Origin of the sequence: Variovorax multivorans (assembly GCF_051216835.1) — a bacterium.
Taxonomy (GTDB): domain Bacteria; phylum Pseudomonadota; class Gammaproteobacteria; order Burkholderiales; family Burkholderiaceae_C; genus Variovorax.
Genome location: NZ_JBPJZL010000017.1, coordinates 36,657 through 56,290, shown reverse-complemented (window position 1 = coordinate 56,290; position 19,634 = coordinate 36,657). Strand labels below are relative to the sequence as shown.

1 protein-coding gene is annotated in these 19,634 nt (G+C 66.7%); it reads right to left on the bottom strand.

The annotated features are described in order from the left end of the window. Positions 1-41: 41 nt before the first annotated feature. Positions 42-19,631, bottom strand: coding sequence for an Ig-like domain-containing protein (locus ACSFCA_RS31285; protein ID WP_435462222.1), 19,590 nt, complete (start codon positions 19,629-19,631; stop codon positions 42-44). Positions 19,632-19,634 lie beyond the last annotated feature (3 nt).

Sequence of the window (19,634 nt, the reverse complement as noted above, 5' to 3'; positions counted from 1 at the left end):
GCACCGGGGTGCGCCCCTTTTCTTTCATCCGGCGATGAGCGTCAGGCCAGCACGAGCTGGTGGTTGGCCAGCAGCGTGGCGAGGTCGGTAGTCACGCCGTTGAGCGTGATCAGCGCCGTTGCCGAATAGGCACTGCCCGATCCGTCGCGGTCGATGTTCAGCGTCGTGTTGCCGCCGCTGACCGTCACGCTCAGGTAGTTGCCGATGGCATCCCCCGAATCGATGGTGGCCACGCCGTTGATGTAGCGCGCCGCGCCATCCGCGTCGGCGGTGTAGCCCACCAGCAGATCCTTCAGCTCGATGCGGTCCGCATTGGCCGTGGCTTCGAAAGTCCCGACCTCGAACGAACTGACCGCGTCCGCACCGTTGCCGCCCGTGGCATCGGTGGCTGCGAGCAGCTTGTACAGCAGCGTGTCCTTGCCACCACCCGTCAGCTTGAAGGTGTCGTTGCCGGCACGCCCTTCGAACACGTTGTCTCCCGCGTTGTCGGTGAAAGTGTCGGCACCGCTGCCGCCTGCCAGGCCTTCGATGTTCTTGAAGGTCGCCGTACCGAAGCCGGTGTTCTGTGCGCCGGTGTTGCCCAGGTCGATGGTGAGCGGGGTGCTGCCCGCGAGCTTGTAGTCGACGACGTCGATACCGCCGGTGTTGCTCCAGGCCCTGATGCCGGACACCGTTACCGCACCGCCACCGCCCTCGTACTTGTCGCTGCCCTGGGTGGCGAAGAAGGTGTCGTTGTAGCCGGTTCCGACGATGCCGTTGCCGATGTCGGCGTTGGCGACGTTGGTCCCGGATTCAGTGGTCAGCACGAAGGCATGGTTTGCCTCGCCGGCCTTCAGCCCGGTCCAGGCGGCATTCACGTTCTCGATCGTGTTGCCGCCCAGGTTGCCCATGCCGCCGACGTCGGCCGCAGCACCGTTGACGATACGCAGAAGCGCCAGCGTGTAGGTCTCCTTCGGGTCGAGCCCGTAGAAATCGACGATCGCCGAGCTGTCGTTGGTCTGGTTGCCCGACTGCGGATTGATCATCTGCGCGCCCACCAGCTTGCCCGACGAGTCGAACAGCTGGACGGTGTTGCCATACAGCGCGTTGATGCCCTGCGCATCGAAGATGCGGAAGTGCATCGACGTGCCGTCGGCCACCGTGTTGGTGTTGGCGATGAACTTCGTTTCGCCCTTCTGGGTGAACGCCAGGAGGTCCCGGTCGCCGTCCCAGTCGATGTCGGCTGCGATGGCACCGGTCACGGCGTTGTTTGTCAACGGGTCGCCGGTCCAGTTGCCGATCATGCTCGACCCGCCAAGCAGATTGACCCTGCCGAACCCGATCTTTCCTGCCGAACTGTTGTTCGTATAGAGATTGATCTGGCCGGTGTTTCCGATGGCCGTCAAGCCGCCGGTGGCGCCGAAGCCCGGCAGTTCGATGGCGTCCATCTTGCCGTCGCCGTTCCAGTCGACTGCGAGCGAGGGGCCGCCCTGCTGCCAGGGAGGGGTGCCGCTCCCGCCCCAGTCGACGAAGGTAAACATGTTCGTCGGCGTATTGCCGATCTTGTCGCCATCCCAGTCGTCCATCGCCAGCTTGCCGGTGCCGTCGTTGAACAGGATGCGGCTCTGATACTGCGATTCGACCGTCGGGCTGTAGCCACGGCCCATGAACAAGTCCATGTAGCCGTCGCCGTTGAAGTCGGCCCAGGTCATGGAGATGCCGTTGCCATAGCTTGGGTCATCGTCGCCGCGCTGGAACGTCTTCTCGATGATTTGCGTGTTTTCCCAGGTGCCGTCGCCCTTGTTGGTCGCAACGACCAGGCGATACGGATCGGAGCTTTTCGCCGTGGATGCCAAAGCCGGATTCGCGGAAGGCCCGCCGATTTTCGTGAGGCCCGCCGTCGCGTGATAGACGATATCGACCTTGCCGTCGTTGTTCAGATCGACGCCCGACAACTCCATGTCGAAAGTGGCGTTCTGGTAGTTGCTCGAATTCGCAGGGCCGGGAGTGGCTGCCTGGTCATCGGTGTAACCGCTGTCCTTGGTCATGCCGAGGATGCTGCCGTCCTGGTTCAACACGACTTGGGAGTCGTACCCTCCTCCGCTCGTGGAGTCGTTGGGCGTCTGGTCGCCATAGGCCAGGTCGGTAAAACCATCGCCCGTCTTGTCGAAGGCCATCACGCCGCCGTACCAGCTGAACGTGTTTGCGCTGCCCAGGGTGAGCTTGTCGCCGCCTACGGCGGACGGCCCACCGACCTGCACCGCGGTGTAGCGGCTGCCATCGAAGATGAAAGCCTGCTGACCATCGTCATAGGTGCTGTCTTCAGCAAACAGGTCCATGTGCCCGTCGCGGTTGAAGTCCATGAACGTGGCGTTCTGAACGTAATTGGGCCCCACATATGCCGCGTTCTCGGCGGTGGAATTGCTCGTCAACTTGGTCTGGCTGAAGTTACCAAGCGAGGCGCTGTTGGTTCCATTGGCATCCAGCATCGTCTGGTTGGTGTGGATGCGCCACATGCCGTTCTCTCCGAGCGTGTAGGCAGTCGCCTTCTGGTTCGGGTCGCTGGCCGCGGAGCCGACCGTCACCGTAGGCGCGGCAGAGACGATCAACTCGCCCTTGGTATCGTCGGAAGCGATCAGCACACCAGCAGCGCTCTTGACTACAGCCTTGACGTCGTAGGTTCCAAGCGCGATCGCCGACGGCACCTGCACATACCAGGTGTTGTGCTGCGAATCGACGACCACTGCGCCATTGGCCGAGCTGTAGGTCTTGCCGTCAATGGTGACCTCGATGAACTCGCCGTTGGTCAGCTTGAAGGGCATCGTACCGGTGACGAGTGGCGTGGTGTCCACGGTCACCTGACTGTTGACCGTCACGGCATAGTCGACGGTGATCGTGAACGTAGCCCAAGCGCCCCCCCGGTTGCTCACCGCGTCCTCGACGCGGGCGGTGTAGCTGTAGGTCTTGCCATCGGCCAGACCCGCGTCCTCGAAGGTCCATGTCGCGGCGCCGGTCATGGTGGCGTTACCCAGACGGGTGCCGTCGCGATAGACAGCCACAACCTCGCTCGCGCCGAGCGAGCCTGCAAGCGTGCCGTTGAGCACCGGATTGGCGTCGTCAGTCGTAGTGCCGCTGCCGAAACTCCCCTTGGACGAGCCCTGGTCGTCGGTGTAGCTCGTGATCGCTACCGTCTGGGTTGGGGCCTGTTGATTGCCGCCCGAGTTCACGACGACCGTCACCCCCTGCTGGACCCAGATGTCTCCAAGCGTGTTTTCGGCTGGCAACGTGCTGTTGTGATAGATGCGGTAGCTCACCCCACCAACGTTCGCAGTTCCCGTGTTGCTCCAGCTGTCGGCCCCGCGGAGCAACTCCACCGTGTCGCTGGCATCTCCGGTCACACGCAAGTGGCCTTGGCCCGCGCCATTGCCGGTACCGGTGCTGCTCTGCTGGCTCAGGACATCGGCGATCCGCAACTTCAAGACGTTGCCCGTGTTGCCCGCACCCCGTCCCAGATCGAAGTTCTCGAAGCCCTTCACCTTCAGGCCCAGTTGCGACAGGTCGAGCGTGACGTTCGAGCTGTCGATGGCCAGGGTGTCGATCCCCAGGCCGCCGTCCACCCGGACCACGCCATTGATTTCGTTGATGTGGATGCTGTCGTTCCCCGCGCCGCCATACGCACTGTCTCCTGCCTGCACACCGGTGATGACATCGTTGCCGGCGCCGCCGGAGAGCCTGTCTCTGCCAGCGGTCGCCTTGATGACGTCGTCGCCAACAGTCATCAAGTTGGTGAAGTTGAATGCGTCGGCATAGACCACTTCTAGGTAGCCTGCCGCAGGCGTCCAACGCGTGCCCTGGTACGCGGAACCGAGGGCCAGGTCGGCCTGGCCATCACCGTTCAGATCGGACAGCGCCACGTTCACACCGAGCATCGATCCGGAGTTTGCATCGCCATTCTGTCTATAGGTGAAGCTCGCGCTGTTCGCAGGCTTGGCACCCGAATAGGTTGCTGCGACGCTCATCGTCCCCGAGTAGCCGCCTTGCTGGCCATAGACGATATAGACCGCGCCGGTGTTGATGCCTCCAATGTCGGCCAATGGTGCGCCAATGGCGATGTCGTCGATACCGTCGCCGTTGAAGTCGCCCACCGAAGTCCCGTTGCCGAACATCGCATCCGGCGTGCTGTCCGATGCCGTGATGACGAAGCCATCAGCAGACGAGAGGTTGGCGAGGTTGATGTTGGACTTCACGCCGCCGGCCTTGCCGTAGACCACGTAGACGCGACCTGGCCCACTTTGCTCTCCCGCATCCGGTCCGAATTGCGGCGAGCCGATGATCAGGTCCGCAATGCCGTCTCCATTGACGTCGCCAGAGGAAGTGGGCATGCCGGTGTTCGACAGATACCCGTACGGCTCCGGATCGATGTAGGTGCCGAGGAACTGGCTTGCCTGCTCGCCATAGACACGGAAGCCATTGGCGATGTTCGTATAGTCGGTCTGCAGGCTGTAGTCCTGCGGGAAGCCTTTCGCCGTGCCATAGATCACCTGAATGGCCCCGGCATCGCCGAGGTCGGCCACGGGGTTCCTGGCGTTGTACAGGCTGTAAGCGAAGTCCGAGTAACCATCCCCATTGATGTCCCCGATGTTCATCACGTTAACGGGATAACCGTTCGTGTTGTCGTTGTAGATGACGGTGTGTGGCCGAGAGCTTTCCGTGGACGAGCTGCGACTGTCCGAGACATAGCTCGACGGGCTTGAGCCGGTAAAGCCGACGTAGTAGTTGGTCCACGCTGCGGTGCCCGCTGCCCCGGCATGCCCATAGATGATGGCCGTGCCCGAGGAGCCAGTGCCCCGCTGCCAGTCCTGCATGATGATGTCGGCGTACCCGTCGCCGTTCACGTCCACGAGCGCGCCGCCCGCACCGAACCAGGTCGATCCCCCCTCGCGCTGCACGATGGCAACACCATCGCTGTTGCCACCAGACGAGATGATGGTGCGGACATCCACATTCACCGGCGCGGAAGTGACATTCGCGGAAGACCTCCCGAAAATGACCCAGTCGCTGTTCAGGTTGTCGTCGTAGACGATCACGTCCGAATAACCGTCGCCATTGACGTCGCCATAGCCTTGCACGGCGGTCAGGATGTTGGAGTCGGAAATATCCCCCGACGTATATATCTTCAGTCCGTCGGTTCCCGGCAGGTTTGCAATATCGCTCAGGTCCGGCAGCCCTTGCTTGCTGCCATAGAGAATGTTCACGCTCCATTTGTTCGCGCTGCGTTGGGCGGACGATCCATGAGGTGCCACGACCGCGAAGTCGTTGTAGCCGTCTCCGTTGAAGTCGCCGATGGCCTGCACGTCGTAGCCGAAGTTGTCATGGCTGGCGCTGCCGGAAATCTTGCTTGTGCCGCCACCCACGGTCACCGTTGCCGGTGCCGAAAGGTTGCCGTTGTAGTCCTGCGCCACGGCGGTAACGATCGCGCCGACATTCACCGGCGCGCTTTTCGCGTCGATGCTCCATGTGCCGTCCGCGGTGACCGTGGCCGTGAATGGAAGCACGTAGTCGACCACGCCGTCGGCGTTGCTGTCGACGCTGAGCCTCACGGTGATCGGCCTCGTTGCGGTGGGGGAAACCACCGGCATGTCGACGTCCGAGGTCGCTCCCGAGAAGCTGTTGCCATCGGATTTATGGATGGTGACCGCAGGCGGCGTTGTGTCGGCAGCCTGCGTTCCCTTGCTCGAAGCATTGCCGGCAAGGTCGTAGGCAACGGCAGAGACGACCGTGTTGGCCGCGATGGGCGTCGACGAAGTCCAGGTCCAGTTGCCGTTGGCATCCGCCGTGACGCTCGCCTCGACAGACCCGTTGTTGCCCACGTCGATCGCGACAAGCACACCAGCTTCGGTTGTGCCTGCAACCAGGGTGCTGCCAACGCGTTGCAGGTCGAGCCCAGGGCTGGTCCGGTCCACCGTCACCGCGATGTTGTTGGCCGCCGCCGTGCTGTTGCCGGCCGCATCCGTGAGGGTCGCACGGAAGAGATATTTGCCGTCGGACAGGTTGTTCTGCGCAGCGGTCGTTGCCTTCCAGACCAGCCCGCCGTCGGTGGATACCTCATAGCTTGCGGTCGAGGCGTCGGCACCGGTCAACACGAGATCGAAAGTGTTGTCGTTGCTGTTGTGGTCGGACGATTGATTGGCTGCCAACGTGCCCGCCGCGGGGAAGCTGTCCGAGTAGTTGCCCAGGCTCAGTGTTGCAACGGGCGGCGCCACGGTGTCGACCGTGAAGGTCAGCGCTGTGGACTTCGGACCTTCGTTGCCGGCCGCATCGACGTTGCTCGTCGTCAGGCTGTGTGCGCCGTTGGCCAGCTCCTTGCCAGGCTCGGGCGTAAAGCTCCAATTGCCCGTGCCGTCCGCCGTTGCAGAGCCGATCAGCGTGCCGTTGTCGTAGACCCTGACGATGCCGTTGGGCTCTGCTCCCGCTCCCTTGAGTACAGGGCGGGTTTCGTTGGTCGTGCTACCCGAGGTGATCGGCCCGCTGACCGGATCGATGTTGTCCATGACGCTGTCTACGGAAGGCGCCGTGGAGGGCGCGACCGTGTCGACCGTGAAGGCCAGCGGCGCCGACCGCGGCCCTTCGTTGCCAGCCGCATCGATGTTGCTCGTCGTCAGGCTGTGCGCGCCGTTGGCAAGCTCCTTGCCGACCTCGGGCGTGAAGCTCCACTTGCCCGTGCCGTCCGCGGTTGCGGTACCGATCAGCGTGCCGTTGTCGTAGACCCTGACGATGCCGTTCGGCTCTGCTCCCGCGCCCTTCAGCACAGGGCGGGTTTCGTTGGTCGTACTGCCCGAGGTGATCGGACCGGTGACCGGTGCGGTGTTGTCCATGACGCTGTCGATGGAAGGTGCCGCAGACGGTGCAACCGTGTCGACCGTGAAGGCCAGTGGTGTCGACTTCGGACCTTCGTTGCCAGCCGCGTCGACGTTGCTCGTCGTCAGGCTGTGCGTGCCGTTGGCCAGTTCAGAACCCACTGCGGGCGTGAAGCTCCACTTGCCTGCGCCGTCCGCCGTTGCAGTGCCGATCAACGTACCGTTGTCGTAGATCCTGACGGTGCCGTTCGGCTCTGCTCCCGCGCCCTGCAACACAGGGCGGGTTTCGTTGGTCGTGCTGCCCGAGGTGATCGGGCCGGTGACCGGTGCGGTGTTGTCCATGACGCTGTCGATGGAAGGTGCCGCAGACGGTGCAATCGTGTCGACTGCGAAAGTCAGCGGTGTCGACTTCGGACCTTCGTTGCCAGCCGCGTCGACGTTGCTCGTCGTCAGGCTGTGCGCGCCGTTGGCCAGTTCCTTGCCGGCCTCGGGCGTGAAGCTCCACTTGCCCGTGCCGTCCGCGGTTGCGGTACCGATCAGCGTGCCGTTGTCGTAGACCCTGACGGTGCCATTGGGCTGCGCCCCTGATCCCTTCAGCTCGGGGCGGGTGTCGTTGGTCGAACTGCCCGAGGTGATCGGGCCGGTGACCGGTGCCACGTCGTCCATGACACTGTCGATGGAAGGCGCACCCGTGGGTGCGATGGTGCCGACCGTGAAGGCAAGCGGTGCCGACTTCGGCCCTTCGTTGCCGGCCGCATCGACATTGCTCACGGCCAGGCTGTGCGCGCCGTTGGCCAGTTCCTTGCCGGCCTCGGGCGTGAAGCTCCACTTGCCCGCGCCGTCGGCAGTTGCAGTGCCGATCAGCGCGCCGTTGTCGTAGACCCTGACGGTGCCGTTGGGCTCTGCCCCCGACCCCTGCAGTGCCGGACGGGTTTCATTGGTCGTGCTGCCCGAAGTGATCGGGCCGATGACCGGTGCCGTGTTGTCCATGACGCTGTCGATGGAAGGCGCTGCCGTAGGCACGCTCTGGTCGACGGTGAGGGTGAAAGCAGCCGAGGTGGCGCCTCGGTTGCCCGCCGCGTCCTCGACGCGGGCGGTGTAGCTGTAGCTGATGCCGTTGGCGAGACCGGCGTCCTGGAAGGTCCAGGTCGCGGCGCCGGTCACGGTGGCGGCGCCAAGGCGAACGCCGTCGCGATAGACCGCCACCACCTCGCCCGCGCCGAGCGTGCCGGCAAACGTACCGTTGAGCTGCGGCGTTGCATCGTTGGTCGTGCTGCCTGACGTGAAGGTGCCTTGCTGCGGGTCCTGGTCGTCGGTGTAGCTCGTGATCGCAACTGTCTGGGTCGGTGCCGTCCGGTCGAGCGTGATCGCGTAAGCCGCACTCGGAGCGCCCTGGTTGCCGCCCGAGTTCACGACGCGGGCGGTGTAGCTATAGGTCGTGCCGTCGGCAAGGCCCGCATCGCTGAAGCTCCAGGTGGTATTCGTCACGGTGGCTGTGCCGACCACCGTGCCATCGCGCAGCACCTGGACCACGTCGCCTGCGTTCAGGGCGGTCGAGATCGAGCCGCTGAGCGTTGGCGTGGTGTCGTTGGTCGCGCCACCGTTGGCCACATTGCCCTGCACCGGATCGGTGTCGTCCTGCACCTGCAGGATCTGCACCGTCTGGGTGACACCCGAGGTGTTGACGGTGAAGCTCAGGCTGTTCGAGGCGGCACCGGCGTTGCCGGCAGCGTCCATGACCCTGGCCTCGTAGGTGTAGGTCGTGCCGCTCGAGAGGCTTGCGTCCTCGAAGGTCCAGGCCGTGCCGGTCACCTTCGCGGTGCCGACGTGCGCGCCGTTGCGGAACACATGCAGCTGCTCGGTGCCACTCAGTGCCGTCGAGAGCGTGCCCTCCAGCGTCGGCGAGTCGTCATTGGTGCTGCCGTTGGCCGGGATGTCGCCCGAGACCGGGTCGACGTTGTCGATGGCGCGGGTGAGCACCACCCTTTGCGTCGGCGCCGTGGTGTCGATGCGGATGGTGTAGGCGTTGGAGTCGGCACCCGGATTGGCGGCCGCATCCTGGATGCGGGCGGTGTAGACGTAGGTGGCGCCGGCGGCCAGGCCGCTGTCGGCATAGGTCCAGTGCGTCGCATCCGTCATGGTTGCGGTGCCGACCACCTTGCCGTCGCGCAGCACGACGACCTTCTCGCCTGCCTGCAGCTCTGCCGTGATCGAGCCCGTGACTTGCGGGGTCGTGTCGTTGGTGTCGCCGTTGTTGGCCACGGTGCCTTGCTGCGGATCGATATCGTCGATCACTGCCGTGATCGTGGCGGTGGTGGCCGAGCCGGTGGTCTGCAGCGTGATGGCATAGGGCGAAGAGGCCGCACCGGCATTGCCGGCTGCGTTCTCGACCCGGGCGGTGTAGCTGTAGCTCGACGCGTTGACGAGGCCGGTTGCGTCGATGAAGGACCAGCTGGTGCCGGAGACCGATGCGTTGCCGATCCTGGCGCCATCGCGATAGACCACGACCACTTCGGTGCCGCCGAGGCCAATCGACAGCGTGCCTCGCAACTCGGGCTGCGAGTCGTTGGTGGTGCCGCCGTTGGCGATGTTGCCCTGGCCCGGATCGACGTTGTCGAACACGGTCGAAATCGTTACCACCTGCTTCGGCACCGAGGTGTCGATGTTGATGGCATAGCTGCCCGAGATGGCGCCGCGGTTGCCGCCCGCGTCCTCGACGCGGGCGGTGTAGCTGTAGGTCTGGCCATTGCTCAGGCCTGCATCATTGAAGGTCCAGTTGGTCGCATCGGTCATCGTCGCGGTGCCGACCACTGCGCCATCGCGCAGCACCACCACCGTCTCGCCGGCATTCAGCGCGACCGAGATCGTGCCCGCCACCTGCGGCGTCAGGTCGTTGGTGTGGCCGTTGTTGGCCACCATGCCCCGCTGTGGATCGAGGTCGTCGTTGACCGCAGTCACAACCGTCGATTGCGTTGGCGCAATGGTGTCGACCGTGAAGGTCAGCGGTGTCGACTTCGGCCCCTCGTTGCCAGCCGCGTCGACGTTGCTCGTCGTCAGGCTGTGCGCGCCGTTGGCCAGTTCCTTGCCGGCCTCGGGCGTGAAGCTCCACTTGCCCGAGCCGTCCGCCATTGCGGTGCCGATCAGCGTGCCGTTGTCGTAGACCCTGACCGTGCCGTTCGGTTCTGCACCGGCTCCCTTCAACTCGGGGCGGGTGTCGTTGGTCGTACTGCCCGATGTGATCGGACCGGTGACCGGTGCCACGTCATCCATGGCGCTGTCGATGGAAGGCGCCGCCGTGGGCGCGCTCTGGTCGACTGTGAGCCTGAAAGCGGCCGAAGCACCACCCCGGTTGCCCGCCCCGTCCTCGACGCGGGCGGTGTAGCTGTAGCTGGTGCCGTCGGTGAGACCCGCGTCCTGGAAGGTCCAGGTCGCGGCGCTTGTCATGGTGGCAGCGCCCAGACGGACGCCGTCGCGATAGACCGCCACCACTTCGCCCGCAACGAGCGTGCCGGCGAGCGTGCCGCCGAGCTGCGGCGACGTGTCGTTGGTCGTACTGCCAGATGCGAAGGTGCCCTGTTGCGGGTCTTCGTTGTCGGTGTAGCCCGTGATCGCTACCGATTGGAGCGGCAAGCCGGTGTGCACGGTCAGTGTGAAGTCGGCCGAGGCCGTGCCCTTGTTGCCCGCCGCGTCGGCGATCACCGCCGTGTAGGTGTGGGCGCTGCCATTGGCCAGCGCAGGCGTGGCAAAGGTCCACGTGGTGTTTGTCACGGTGGCCGTGCCCAGCAACGCGGTGCCTTCGTAGATTTGCACGATGTCGCCGGTCTTCAGGCCATCGACCGTGCCCTTGAGCACCGGCGTGGTGTCGTTCGTGCTGGTCCCGCTGCCGTATTCGCCGGTGTTGGGCGCAACGTCGTCGGTGTAGGCGGTGATGGCCACGGCGTTGTCGGTAGTCGGTCCGCTGTTGTCGATGACCACGACTTGCGAGATCGCCGGGGTCGCGTTGCCTGCCGCGTCCACCACGCGTGTCAGGAACGTATGGCTGCCATCGGGCAGCGAGGTGGCCGTGTTGTCGTACTGGTAGGTACTGCCGCCGGTCGGCGTGGCGTTGTTCCAGGTCTTGCCGTTGTCCAGCGAGACTTGCACCGTGGCGCCCGTTTCCATTGCCGAATCGACCGTGACCGTCACCACGAGGGTGCGGTCGCTGGTGACGAAGTCGCTGCTGCTCGTGCCGGTGTCGGTGCTGATCGCGCCGAGCGTGGCCTTGATTGCGGGCGCCGTGGTGTCCACGTTGATCACGAAGTCGCCCGACGGTTTGCTCTCGTTGCCTACCGGGTCGATGGCTGTGGCGGTGAGCCGATGTGCTCCCTCGGTCAGCGGCGTGGTCGGCGTGAAGCTCCAGCTGCCGTCGGCCTTCACCGTCGTGCTGCCGATGGCGCTGCCGTTGTCGTAGACCTGGATGACGTCGCCCGGCGTCGCACTGCTGCCGGTGAGCGTGGGCGTGGTGTCGTCGCTGGCGCCGCCGTTGGCGAGCGGGCCCTGCACCGAGCCGACGTCGTCCGTGGCTGCGCCGATGGCCGGCACGTTCGGCGCGCTCGTGTCGATGGTCAGCGCCAGGCTGGCTTCGCCATTCTTGCCCGCGGCGTTCACTGCGGTGGCGGTGTAGTTGTGAACACCCTCGCCTTGCACCGGCAGCGTGAGGCTCCAGTTGCCGTTGGCATCCGCCGTGGTGGAGCCGAGAAGGGCCGCACCTTCCTTGACGGTCACGGCGGCACCGGGCGTGGCCGTGCCCACGAGCGTCGGCGTGGTGTCGTCGGTGGACGAACCGGAGGCGAGATTGCCTTGCTTGCTGCCCTTGTCGTCCAGCGCCTGGACGATGCTGACGACGACATCCGTGGTGTCGACCTTGAAGTCCAGCGGCGCGCTGGCAACGCTGGTGTTGCCAGCGGCGTCGGTGAGCGTGTGCGTGATGCTGTGTGCGCCCTGGCCCAGCGGCGTGCTGGGCGTGAAGCTCCAGCTGCCATCGGCCTTGACGGTGGCACTGCCGAGGAGAGTGGCGCCGTCGTACACCCTGACGGTGTCGCCGGCCTTGGCGCCGCTGCCGCCGAAGGTGGGCGAGGCGTCATCGGTGCTGCCTCCAGCCACGATCGGACCGGTGACTGCACCCTGATCGTCCGTGGCTACGACCACGCCCGGAGTAGCTGGCGGCGTGGTGTCGAGCATGATCGGGTAGCTGCCCGTCTCCGGGCTGGACCGACCCGCGCCGTCGACCGCGACAGCGCTCAGGTTCTTGACGCCGTCTCCGCTCAGGGGGCTGCTGGTCACGCTCCAGGTGCCGTTGGCGGCTACGCTGGTCGAGCCCACGTCCGTGTCGTTGGCGCGCACGATCACGACGGTGCCTGCCGTGCCGGTCCCGCTCAGCGTGAGTGTGGTGTCGTTGGTGCTGGCGTCCTTGCCGAGGTTGCCCTTGTCGTCGCTCACGCCGGTGATCGCCGGCGCAGAGGGTGCATCTCCCAGCAAGGTGAAGGTCGACGCGGGCGTGGCGGCGCCGACGTTGCCGGCCGCATCCACGGCCCGCGCGGTGAAGCTGTGATCTCCCTCGGCCAGGGGCGGATTGGGCTCGAAGCGCCAGCTGCCGTCGGCTCGCACCTCCGCGTTGCCGATCAGCTTGCCGTTGTCGTAGACGTTGATGCTCGACACCTGCGTGGCGTCTGCCTTGCCGGTGTACACCGGCTTGCTGTCGTCGGTCTGCGCACCAGTGGCGATGGGGCCTGTTACGGCACCCACGTCGTCCAGCACCTGGATCAGGGACGGGTCCAGCGCTGCGGGCGCCGTGATGTCCACGTTGAGCGTGAAGGCGCCCGAACGCGGGCTCTCGTTGCCGGCCGGATCGGTCAGCGTGTAGCTCAGCCGGTGCTCGCCCTCGCCGAGCGGATTGGTCGGCGTCAGCGTGCCGGTGGCCGGGTCGTAAGTCGCGGCGACCTTGGTGCCGTCGACATAGAGCGACGGTGTCGAGCCAGCCGGAGCCGTGCCGATATTGATGCCGGGCGTGGTGTCGTCGGAGATCCCTGCGACGCTCGCCGGATTCCTGATCGCGCCAGCATCGTCGGCATAGCTCGTCGCGGTTGCCGGAGCAGCCGGAGCGGTCGTGTCGACGGTGATGGCGAGTGCCGGTGACGGCTTGCTCTCGTTGCCGGCCGCATCGGTCAGCGTGTAGCTGATCTGATGTGCGCCCTCGCCCAGGGGGGTGGTTGGCGTCAGCGTGCCGGCGGCCAGGTCATAGGTCGCGTCGACCTTCGTGCCATCGACATAGAGCGATGGTGTCGAGCCAGCCGGAACCGCGCCGATGTTGATACCGGGCGTGGTGTCGTCGGTGGTCGCGGCCGTGCTTGCCGGGTTCCTGATCGCACCGGCATCGTCGGCATAGCCCGTCGCGGCAGCCGGAGTGGCGGGCGCGGTCGTGTCGACGGTGATGGCGAGCGACGGTGATTGTTTGCTCTCGTTGCCGGCCGGGTCGGTCAGCGTGTAGCTGAGCTGGTGCGTGCCCTCGCCGAGCGGGTTGGCTGGCGTCAGCGTGCCAGTGGCCGGGTCATAGGTCGCGGCGACCTTGGTGCCGTCGACGTACAGCGACGGCGTCAAGCCGGCCGCAAGCGTGCCGATGTTGAGGCCGGGCGTGGTGTCGTCCGTGGTCCTGGCGACGCTCGCCGGGTTCTTGACCGCACCAGCATCGTCGGCATAGCTCGTCGCGGCAGCCGGAGGCGGCGGAGGCGTGACGTCCACATTGACCGTGAAGGAGCCCGAGTGCGGGCTCTCATTGCCCACCGCGTCGGTGGCCGTGGCGGTGAGCCTGTGCGGCCCCTCGGCCAGCGGACTGGTCGTGAAGCTCCAGCTGCCGTCGGCCTTCACTGTCGTAGTGCCGAGGAAGCTGCCGTTGTCGTAGACCTTGATGACGTCGCCCGCCGTCGCACCGCTGCCGCTGAGCGTGGGCGTGGTGTCGTCGGTGGAGTCGCCGTTCGCGAGCGGGCTCTGCACCGAACCGACGTCGTCTCCGACCCCGGCGATGCTCGGCGCGGCCGGCGGGGTCGTGTCGATGGTCAACGCGATGGTGGCCGTGCCTCCGGTGCCGGCGGCGTTCACCGCGGTGGCCTTGTATTCGTGGGTTCCCTCGCGTTGCGCCGGGAGCTCGAGGCGCCAGTTGCCGTTGGCATCCGCCGTGGTGGAGCCGAGATCGGTCGTGCCCTCCTTGACGGTGACGACGGCGCCCGGCGTGGTCTTGCCCACGAGCGTGGGCGTGGTGTCGTCGGTGCGCGCACCGGAGACAAGGTTGCTCTTGATGTCGCCCCGGTCGTCCTCCGCATGGCCGATGCTGACGATGACGTCCTTGGTGTCGACCGTGAACACCAGCGGCGCACTGGAGGCGCTGGTGTTGCCCGCGGCGTCAGTGATCGTGTGCGTGACGCTGTGCCGGCCATCGCCCAGCTGCTTGCTGGGCGCAACGCTCCAGGCACCATCGGTCGCAACCGTGATGCTGCCGATGAGGGTATTGCCGTCGTACACCCTGACGGTGTCGCCGGCCTTCACGCCGTTGCCACCGAAGGTGGGCGAGGCATCGTCGGTGACGCCATCGGCCGTGATCGGACCCTGCGCCAGGCCCTGGCCGTCCGTGGCCGCGACCACGCTCGGCGTGGGCGGCGGCGTGGTGTCGAGCACGACGGGGTATGGCCCCGTCTCCGGGCTGACCCGGCCCGCGCCGTCTTTCGCGGTGGCGCTCAGGTTCTGGACGCCGTCTGCGCCCAGCTTCTCGGTGGTCACGCTCCAGGTGCCGTTGGCGGCCACGCTGGTCGAGCCCACGGCCTTGCCGTTGGCGATCACGGTCACGACCGTGCCGGCCGTGCCGGTGCCGCTCAGCGTGAGGGTGGTGTCATTGGTACTGGCGTCCTTGCCGAGGTTGCCCTTGTCGTCGCTCACGCCGGTGATCGCCGGCACCGCGGGCGGAACGCCCAGCAAGGTGAAGGTCGAGGCAGGCGTGGCGGCGCCGACGTTGCCGGCCGCATCCACGGCCCGCGCGGTGAAGCTGTGATCTCCCTCGGCCAGGGGCAGAGCGGGCTCGAAGCGCCAGCTGCCGTCGGCTCGCACCTCCGCGTTGCCGATCAGCTTGTCGTTGTCGTAGACGTTGACGCTCGACACCTGCTTCGGGTCGGCCTTGCCAAGGTACTCCGGTTTGCTGTCGTCGGTCTTCGCGCCGGCGCCCAGTTCCCCCTGCACGGCGCCTTCGTTGTCCAGCACCTTGATCGAGGAAGCGTCCAGTACCGGCGGCGGCGTGGTGTCCACGGTAACCATCAGGTCGCCCGAACGCGGGCTCTCGTTGCCGGCCTGATCGGTCAGCGTGTAGCTCAGCCGGTGCTCGCCCTCGCCGAGCGGGGCACTCGGCGTCAGCGTGCCGGCGGCTCGGTCATAGACCGCGGGAACCTTCACGCCGTCGATATACAGCGACGGGGTCAGGCCATCCTCTACCTGGCCAACGTTGATGCCGGGCGTGGTGTCGTTCGTGCTCGCGGCGGTGCTCTTGGCATTCTCGGCCGGGCCAACGTTGTCGGCATAGCTCGTCGCGGTAGCCGGAGGTGGCGGAGCGCTCGTGTCGACGGTGACGGTGAGTGCCGGCGACTGCGCGCTCTCGTTACCCACCAGGTCGAGGGCCGTGGCGGTGAACCGGTGCACCCCCTCCTTCAGCGGCGTGTTCGCTCCGGTGAAGGCGAATTTCCAGCTGCCATCGGCTTCGACCGTTGTGCTGCCGATGGCAATGCCGTTGTCGTAGATCCTGATCTTGTCGCCCGGCGTCGCACCGCTTCCGGCGAACGTGGGTGTGGTGTCGTCGGTGAAGCCACCGTTGGCGAGCGGGCCCCGCACCGAGCCGGCGTCGTCCATGACCTCGGCGATGGACGGCACGGCCGGCGGGGTCGCGTCGATGGTCAACGCAAGGGCGGCCTTGCTGTTGGTGCCGGCGGCGTTCACTGCGGTGGCCGTGTACTGATGCGCTCCTTCGCTCTGCACCGGCAGCGCGAGGCGCCAGTTGCCGCTGGCATCCGCCGTGGTGGAGCCGAGAACGTTCGCGCCCTCCGTGACAGTCACGACGGCGCCTGCCGTGGTCTTGCCCTCGAGCGTCGGGCTGGTTTCGTCGGTGAATCCGTCGGGGAATGTCTTTGGCTGGCGCCCGGGCGCCAGCTTGAGGCTGACGGGCACGCCCGTGGTGTCGACCTTGAAGTCCAGCGGCGCACCGGCAGCGCTGGTGTTGCCAGCGGCATCGGTGGCCGTCTGCGTGATGCTGTGCGCGCCCTCGCCCAGCGACGTGCCGGGCTTGACGCTCCAGCTGCCGCTGGCATCGACTGTCGCGCTGCCGATGACGCTGCCGTTGTCGAAGACCTTGATGAGGTCGCCCGGCGTTGCGCCGCTCCCGCCGAACGTGGGCATGGTGTCGTCAGTGGTGCCGCCGTTGACGAGCGGGCCTCGCACCGGGCCGGCGTTGTCCGTGACCGCAGCGATGACCGCGGCCGGAGGGGTCGTGTCGAAGACCGCACTGTCGGCCACCGCAGACGTGGAGACATTGCCGGCAAGGTCGCGGCTGGTCGCGCTGACGCGAAGCGTCCTGCCTTCGGCCGGGTTGGCGAACGAGACATTGACAAAGCCGTTGGCGACATCCGCCGCGATCAGCGTGACGCTGGGCGTGGCCGTGCCGTCGGTGAGGCTGATGACGTCGCCCACGGCTGCGCCGGACACGAGCGTGACCTTCACGGTCACGTCGGCGCCCTTCTCGCTGGCGTTGATGAAGCCGTCGTTGTTGGCGTCGTTGACGATCGCGACGCTGACGACCGGCGCAGTCCTGTCGACCGTGGCCGTGGATTCGGGGCTGGTGTTGCCAGCCGCATCGGCGGCGGCAGCGCGCAGAACGGTGCCCTCGGGCAGGGTGGCCGCCGGCGCGATGCTGTACTTGCCGTTGAGCGCGACGGTCGTGCCGACGACGTTGCCCGCGCCGTCCTTGATCGTGACCACGGAGTTGGCCTCGGCGGTGCCCGTGATTGCGCTGCCGTTGGTCGGGTTGATGGTGGGTGCGGCCGGAGGCTTGCTGTCCACCGTCGCCCTGGCCTCGGGGCTGGGGTTGCCAGCCGCGTCGGTGGCAACGACGTGCAGCACGGTGCCGTCCGGCAGAGTGGCTGCCGGCGTGACGCTGTACGTGCCGTTGGGCCCGGCGGTGGCGCTGCCGATGAGGTTGCCTGCGTCGTCCTTGATCGTGACCAGGGAGCCGGCTTCGGCCGCGCCAGTGATCAGGCGGCCACTGGTCGGGTTGACCGTCGGCATGTCGACCGTCGTGCTGTCGACCTCGGTCGTGGCTTCGGGGCTGGTGTTGCCCGCCGCATCGGTGGCGACAACGTGAAGCACCGTACCGTCTGCCGGAACGGTTGCCGGGGTGACGCGGTACGTGCCGTTGGCCGCGGCGGTGGCGCTGCCGACGATGTTGCCCAGGCCGTCCTTGATCGTGACGACCGAGCCGGGTTCTGCCGTGCCCGTGATCGGGTCGCCGTCGGTTGGGTGGACCTTGGGCGCGGCCGGGGGCGTTCTGTCTACCGTTGCCTTGGTTTCGGGACTGGTGTTGCCAGCCGCATCGGTAGCGGCAACGTGGAGCACAGCGCCATCCGCCGGGAGGGTCGCGGGCGTGATGCTGTACGTGCCGTTGGCTGCGACGGTGGCGCTGCCGATGACCTTGCCCGAGTCGTCCTTGATCGTGACGACAGCGCCGGCTTCGGCCGTGCCCGCGATCTGGTTCCCGTTCGTCGGGCTGACCTTCGGTGCAGCGGGCGGCGTGCTGTCGACCGTGGCCGTGGCGGGCTGGCTGGCGTTGCCGGCCGCGTCCGTCGCCACGACGTTGATCACCGTGCCGTCGGCCGGAGGCTGCGTCGGGGTGATGGCGTAGGTGCCGTTGGGCCCGGCAGTCGTGCTGCCGATGACGTTGCCCAGGCCATCCTTGATCGTGACGACCGAGCCGGCCTCGGCCGTGCCGGTGATCGGGTTGCCGTTCGTCGGGCTGACGGTCGGCGCAGCGGGCGGCGTGCTGTCGACCTTGGTCGTGGCGGGCAGGCTGGCATTGCCGGCCGCGTCCGTCGCCACAACGTTGATCACCGTGCCATCGGCCGGAGGCTTCGCCGGGGTGAAGCTGTAGGCGCCATTGACCGCGGCGGTCGTGCTGCCGATGACGTTGCCCAGGCCGTCCTTGATCGTGACGACCGAGCCGGCCTCGGCCGTACCGGTGATGGGGCTGCCGTCAGTCGGGTTGACGGTCGGTGCATCGGGTCGCGCGCTGTCGACCGTGGTCCTGGCTTCCGGACTGGCGTTGCCGGCGGCATCGGTGGCGACAACGCGCAATTGCGTTCCGTTTGCCGGAGGCGTCGCGGGCGCGATTCTGTACGTGCCGTTGGCAGCGACGGTGGCGCTGCCAACGAGCTTGCCCGAGTCATCCCTGATCGTGACGAGAGTGCCGGCTTCGGCCGTGCCGGTGATCGGGCTGCCGGCGGTCGGGTTGACGGTCGGCGCATCGGGCGCCTTGCTGTCGACCGTGGCCGTGGCGGGCAGGCTGGCGTTGCCGGCCGGGTCGGTTGCGACGACGCTGATCACCGTGCCGTGGGGCGGCGGCGTGGTGGGGGTGACGGCATACGTGCCGTTGGGTGCAGCAGTCGCACTGCCGATGACCTTGCCCGCGCTGTCCTTGATCGTGACCAGGGCGCCGGGTTCGGCCGTGCCCGTGACGGGGCTGCCGTCGGTGGGGTTGACGGTGGGCCTTGCCGGAGCCGCGCTGTCGACGGTGGTCGTGGCCGGCTGGCTGACATTGCCGACCGCGTCTGCGGCCACAACGTTGATCACCGTGCCGTGGCTCAGCGGCGTGGCCGGCGTGATGCTGTAGGCGCCGTTCTGCGCCGCAGTCGTTTGGCCGATGACGGTGCCGTTTGCGTCGATGACCGTGACCACCGAGCCGGGCTCCGCGGTGCCGGTGATGGGACTGCCATCGGTGGGATCGATCGTAGGCACCTGGGGCGGCGTGCTGTCGACGGTCGTCCGGGCGTCGGGGCTGGCATTGCCGGCCCGATCCACGGCGACGACGCGAAGCTCCATGCCGTGCGGCGGCGGCGTGGTGGGATGGACGACATAGCTGCCGTCGGGCGCGACAGTCGCGCTCCCGATCTCCTTGCCCGTGCTGTCCGTGACCTTGACGATCGTGCCCGGCTCCGCAGTGCCAGTGATCGAACTGGCATTGGCCGGGTTGACGGTGGGCCTGCCCGGCGGCGTGGTGTCGCCCGGCGCTGCGAGCGGGAGAACCGGCAGTTGCTGACCACCACCTCCGCCGCCGCCGGCGGCACCCGCGAGAGCCAGCCCGCCGCCGACCAGCCAGGGCAGTACGCCGAAATTGAAGTCCTGCTGCAACAGCAGAGGCTCGACGGAATCGATGCTCGAATACTCGGCCGCCAGGGCGCCCTGCCCTTCGCCGAGCTTGGCCAGCCAAAGGCCGCCCTTGTCGTCGCTCAGCACCAAGTCGCTCTTGTTGCCATCGAACGACGTGAAGAACTCACGAACGGTGATGACCTCGCCCGAAACGGCGGTGATGACCAGATCGTTGCCGACGCGGCGCATTCCCTTGATCCGCCCTTGCGGCAGGCCGATGCGGACAACCGACGCCTGGTCAAGGGTGGTTTCGTTCACCAAAGCCTTGCGGACACCGCCGCCACGCTTGCCAATTACTTCAAATTCGATCATTTA

Excerpts from the sequence above, each read along its gene's own strand:
- ACSFCA_RS31285 (WP_435462222.1), bottom strand. The coding sequence starts at position 19,631 with ATGATCGAATTTGAAGTAATTGGCAAGCGTGGCGGCGGTGTCCGCAAG.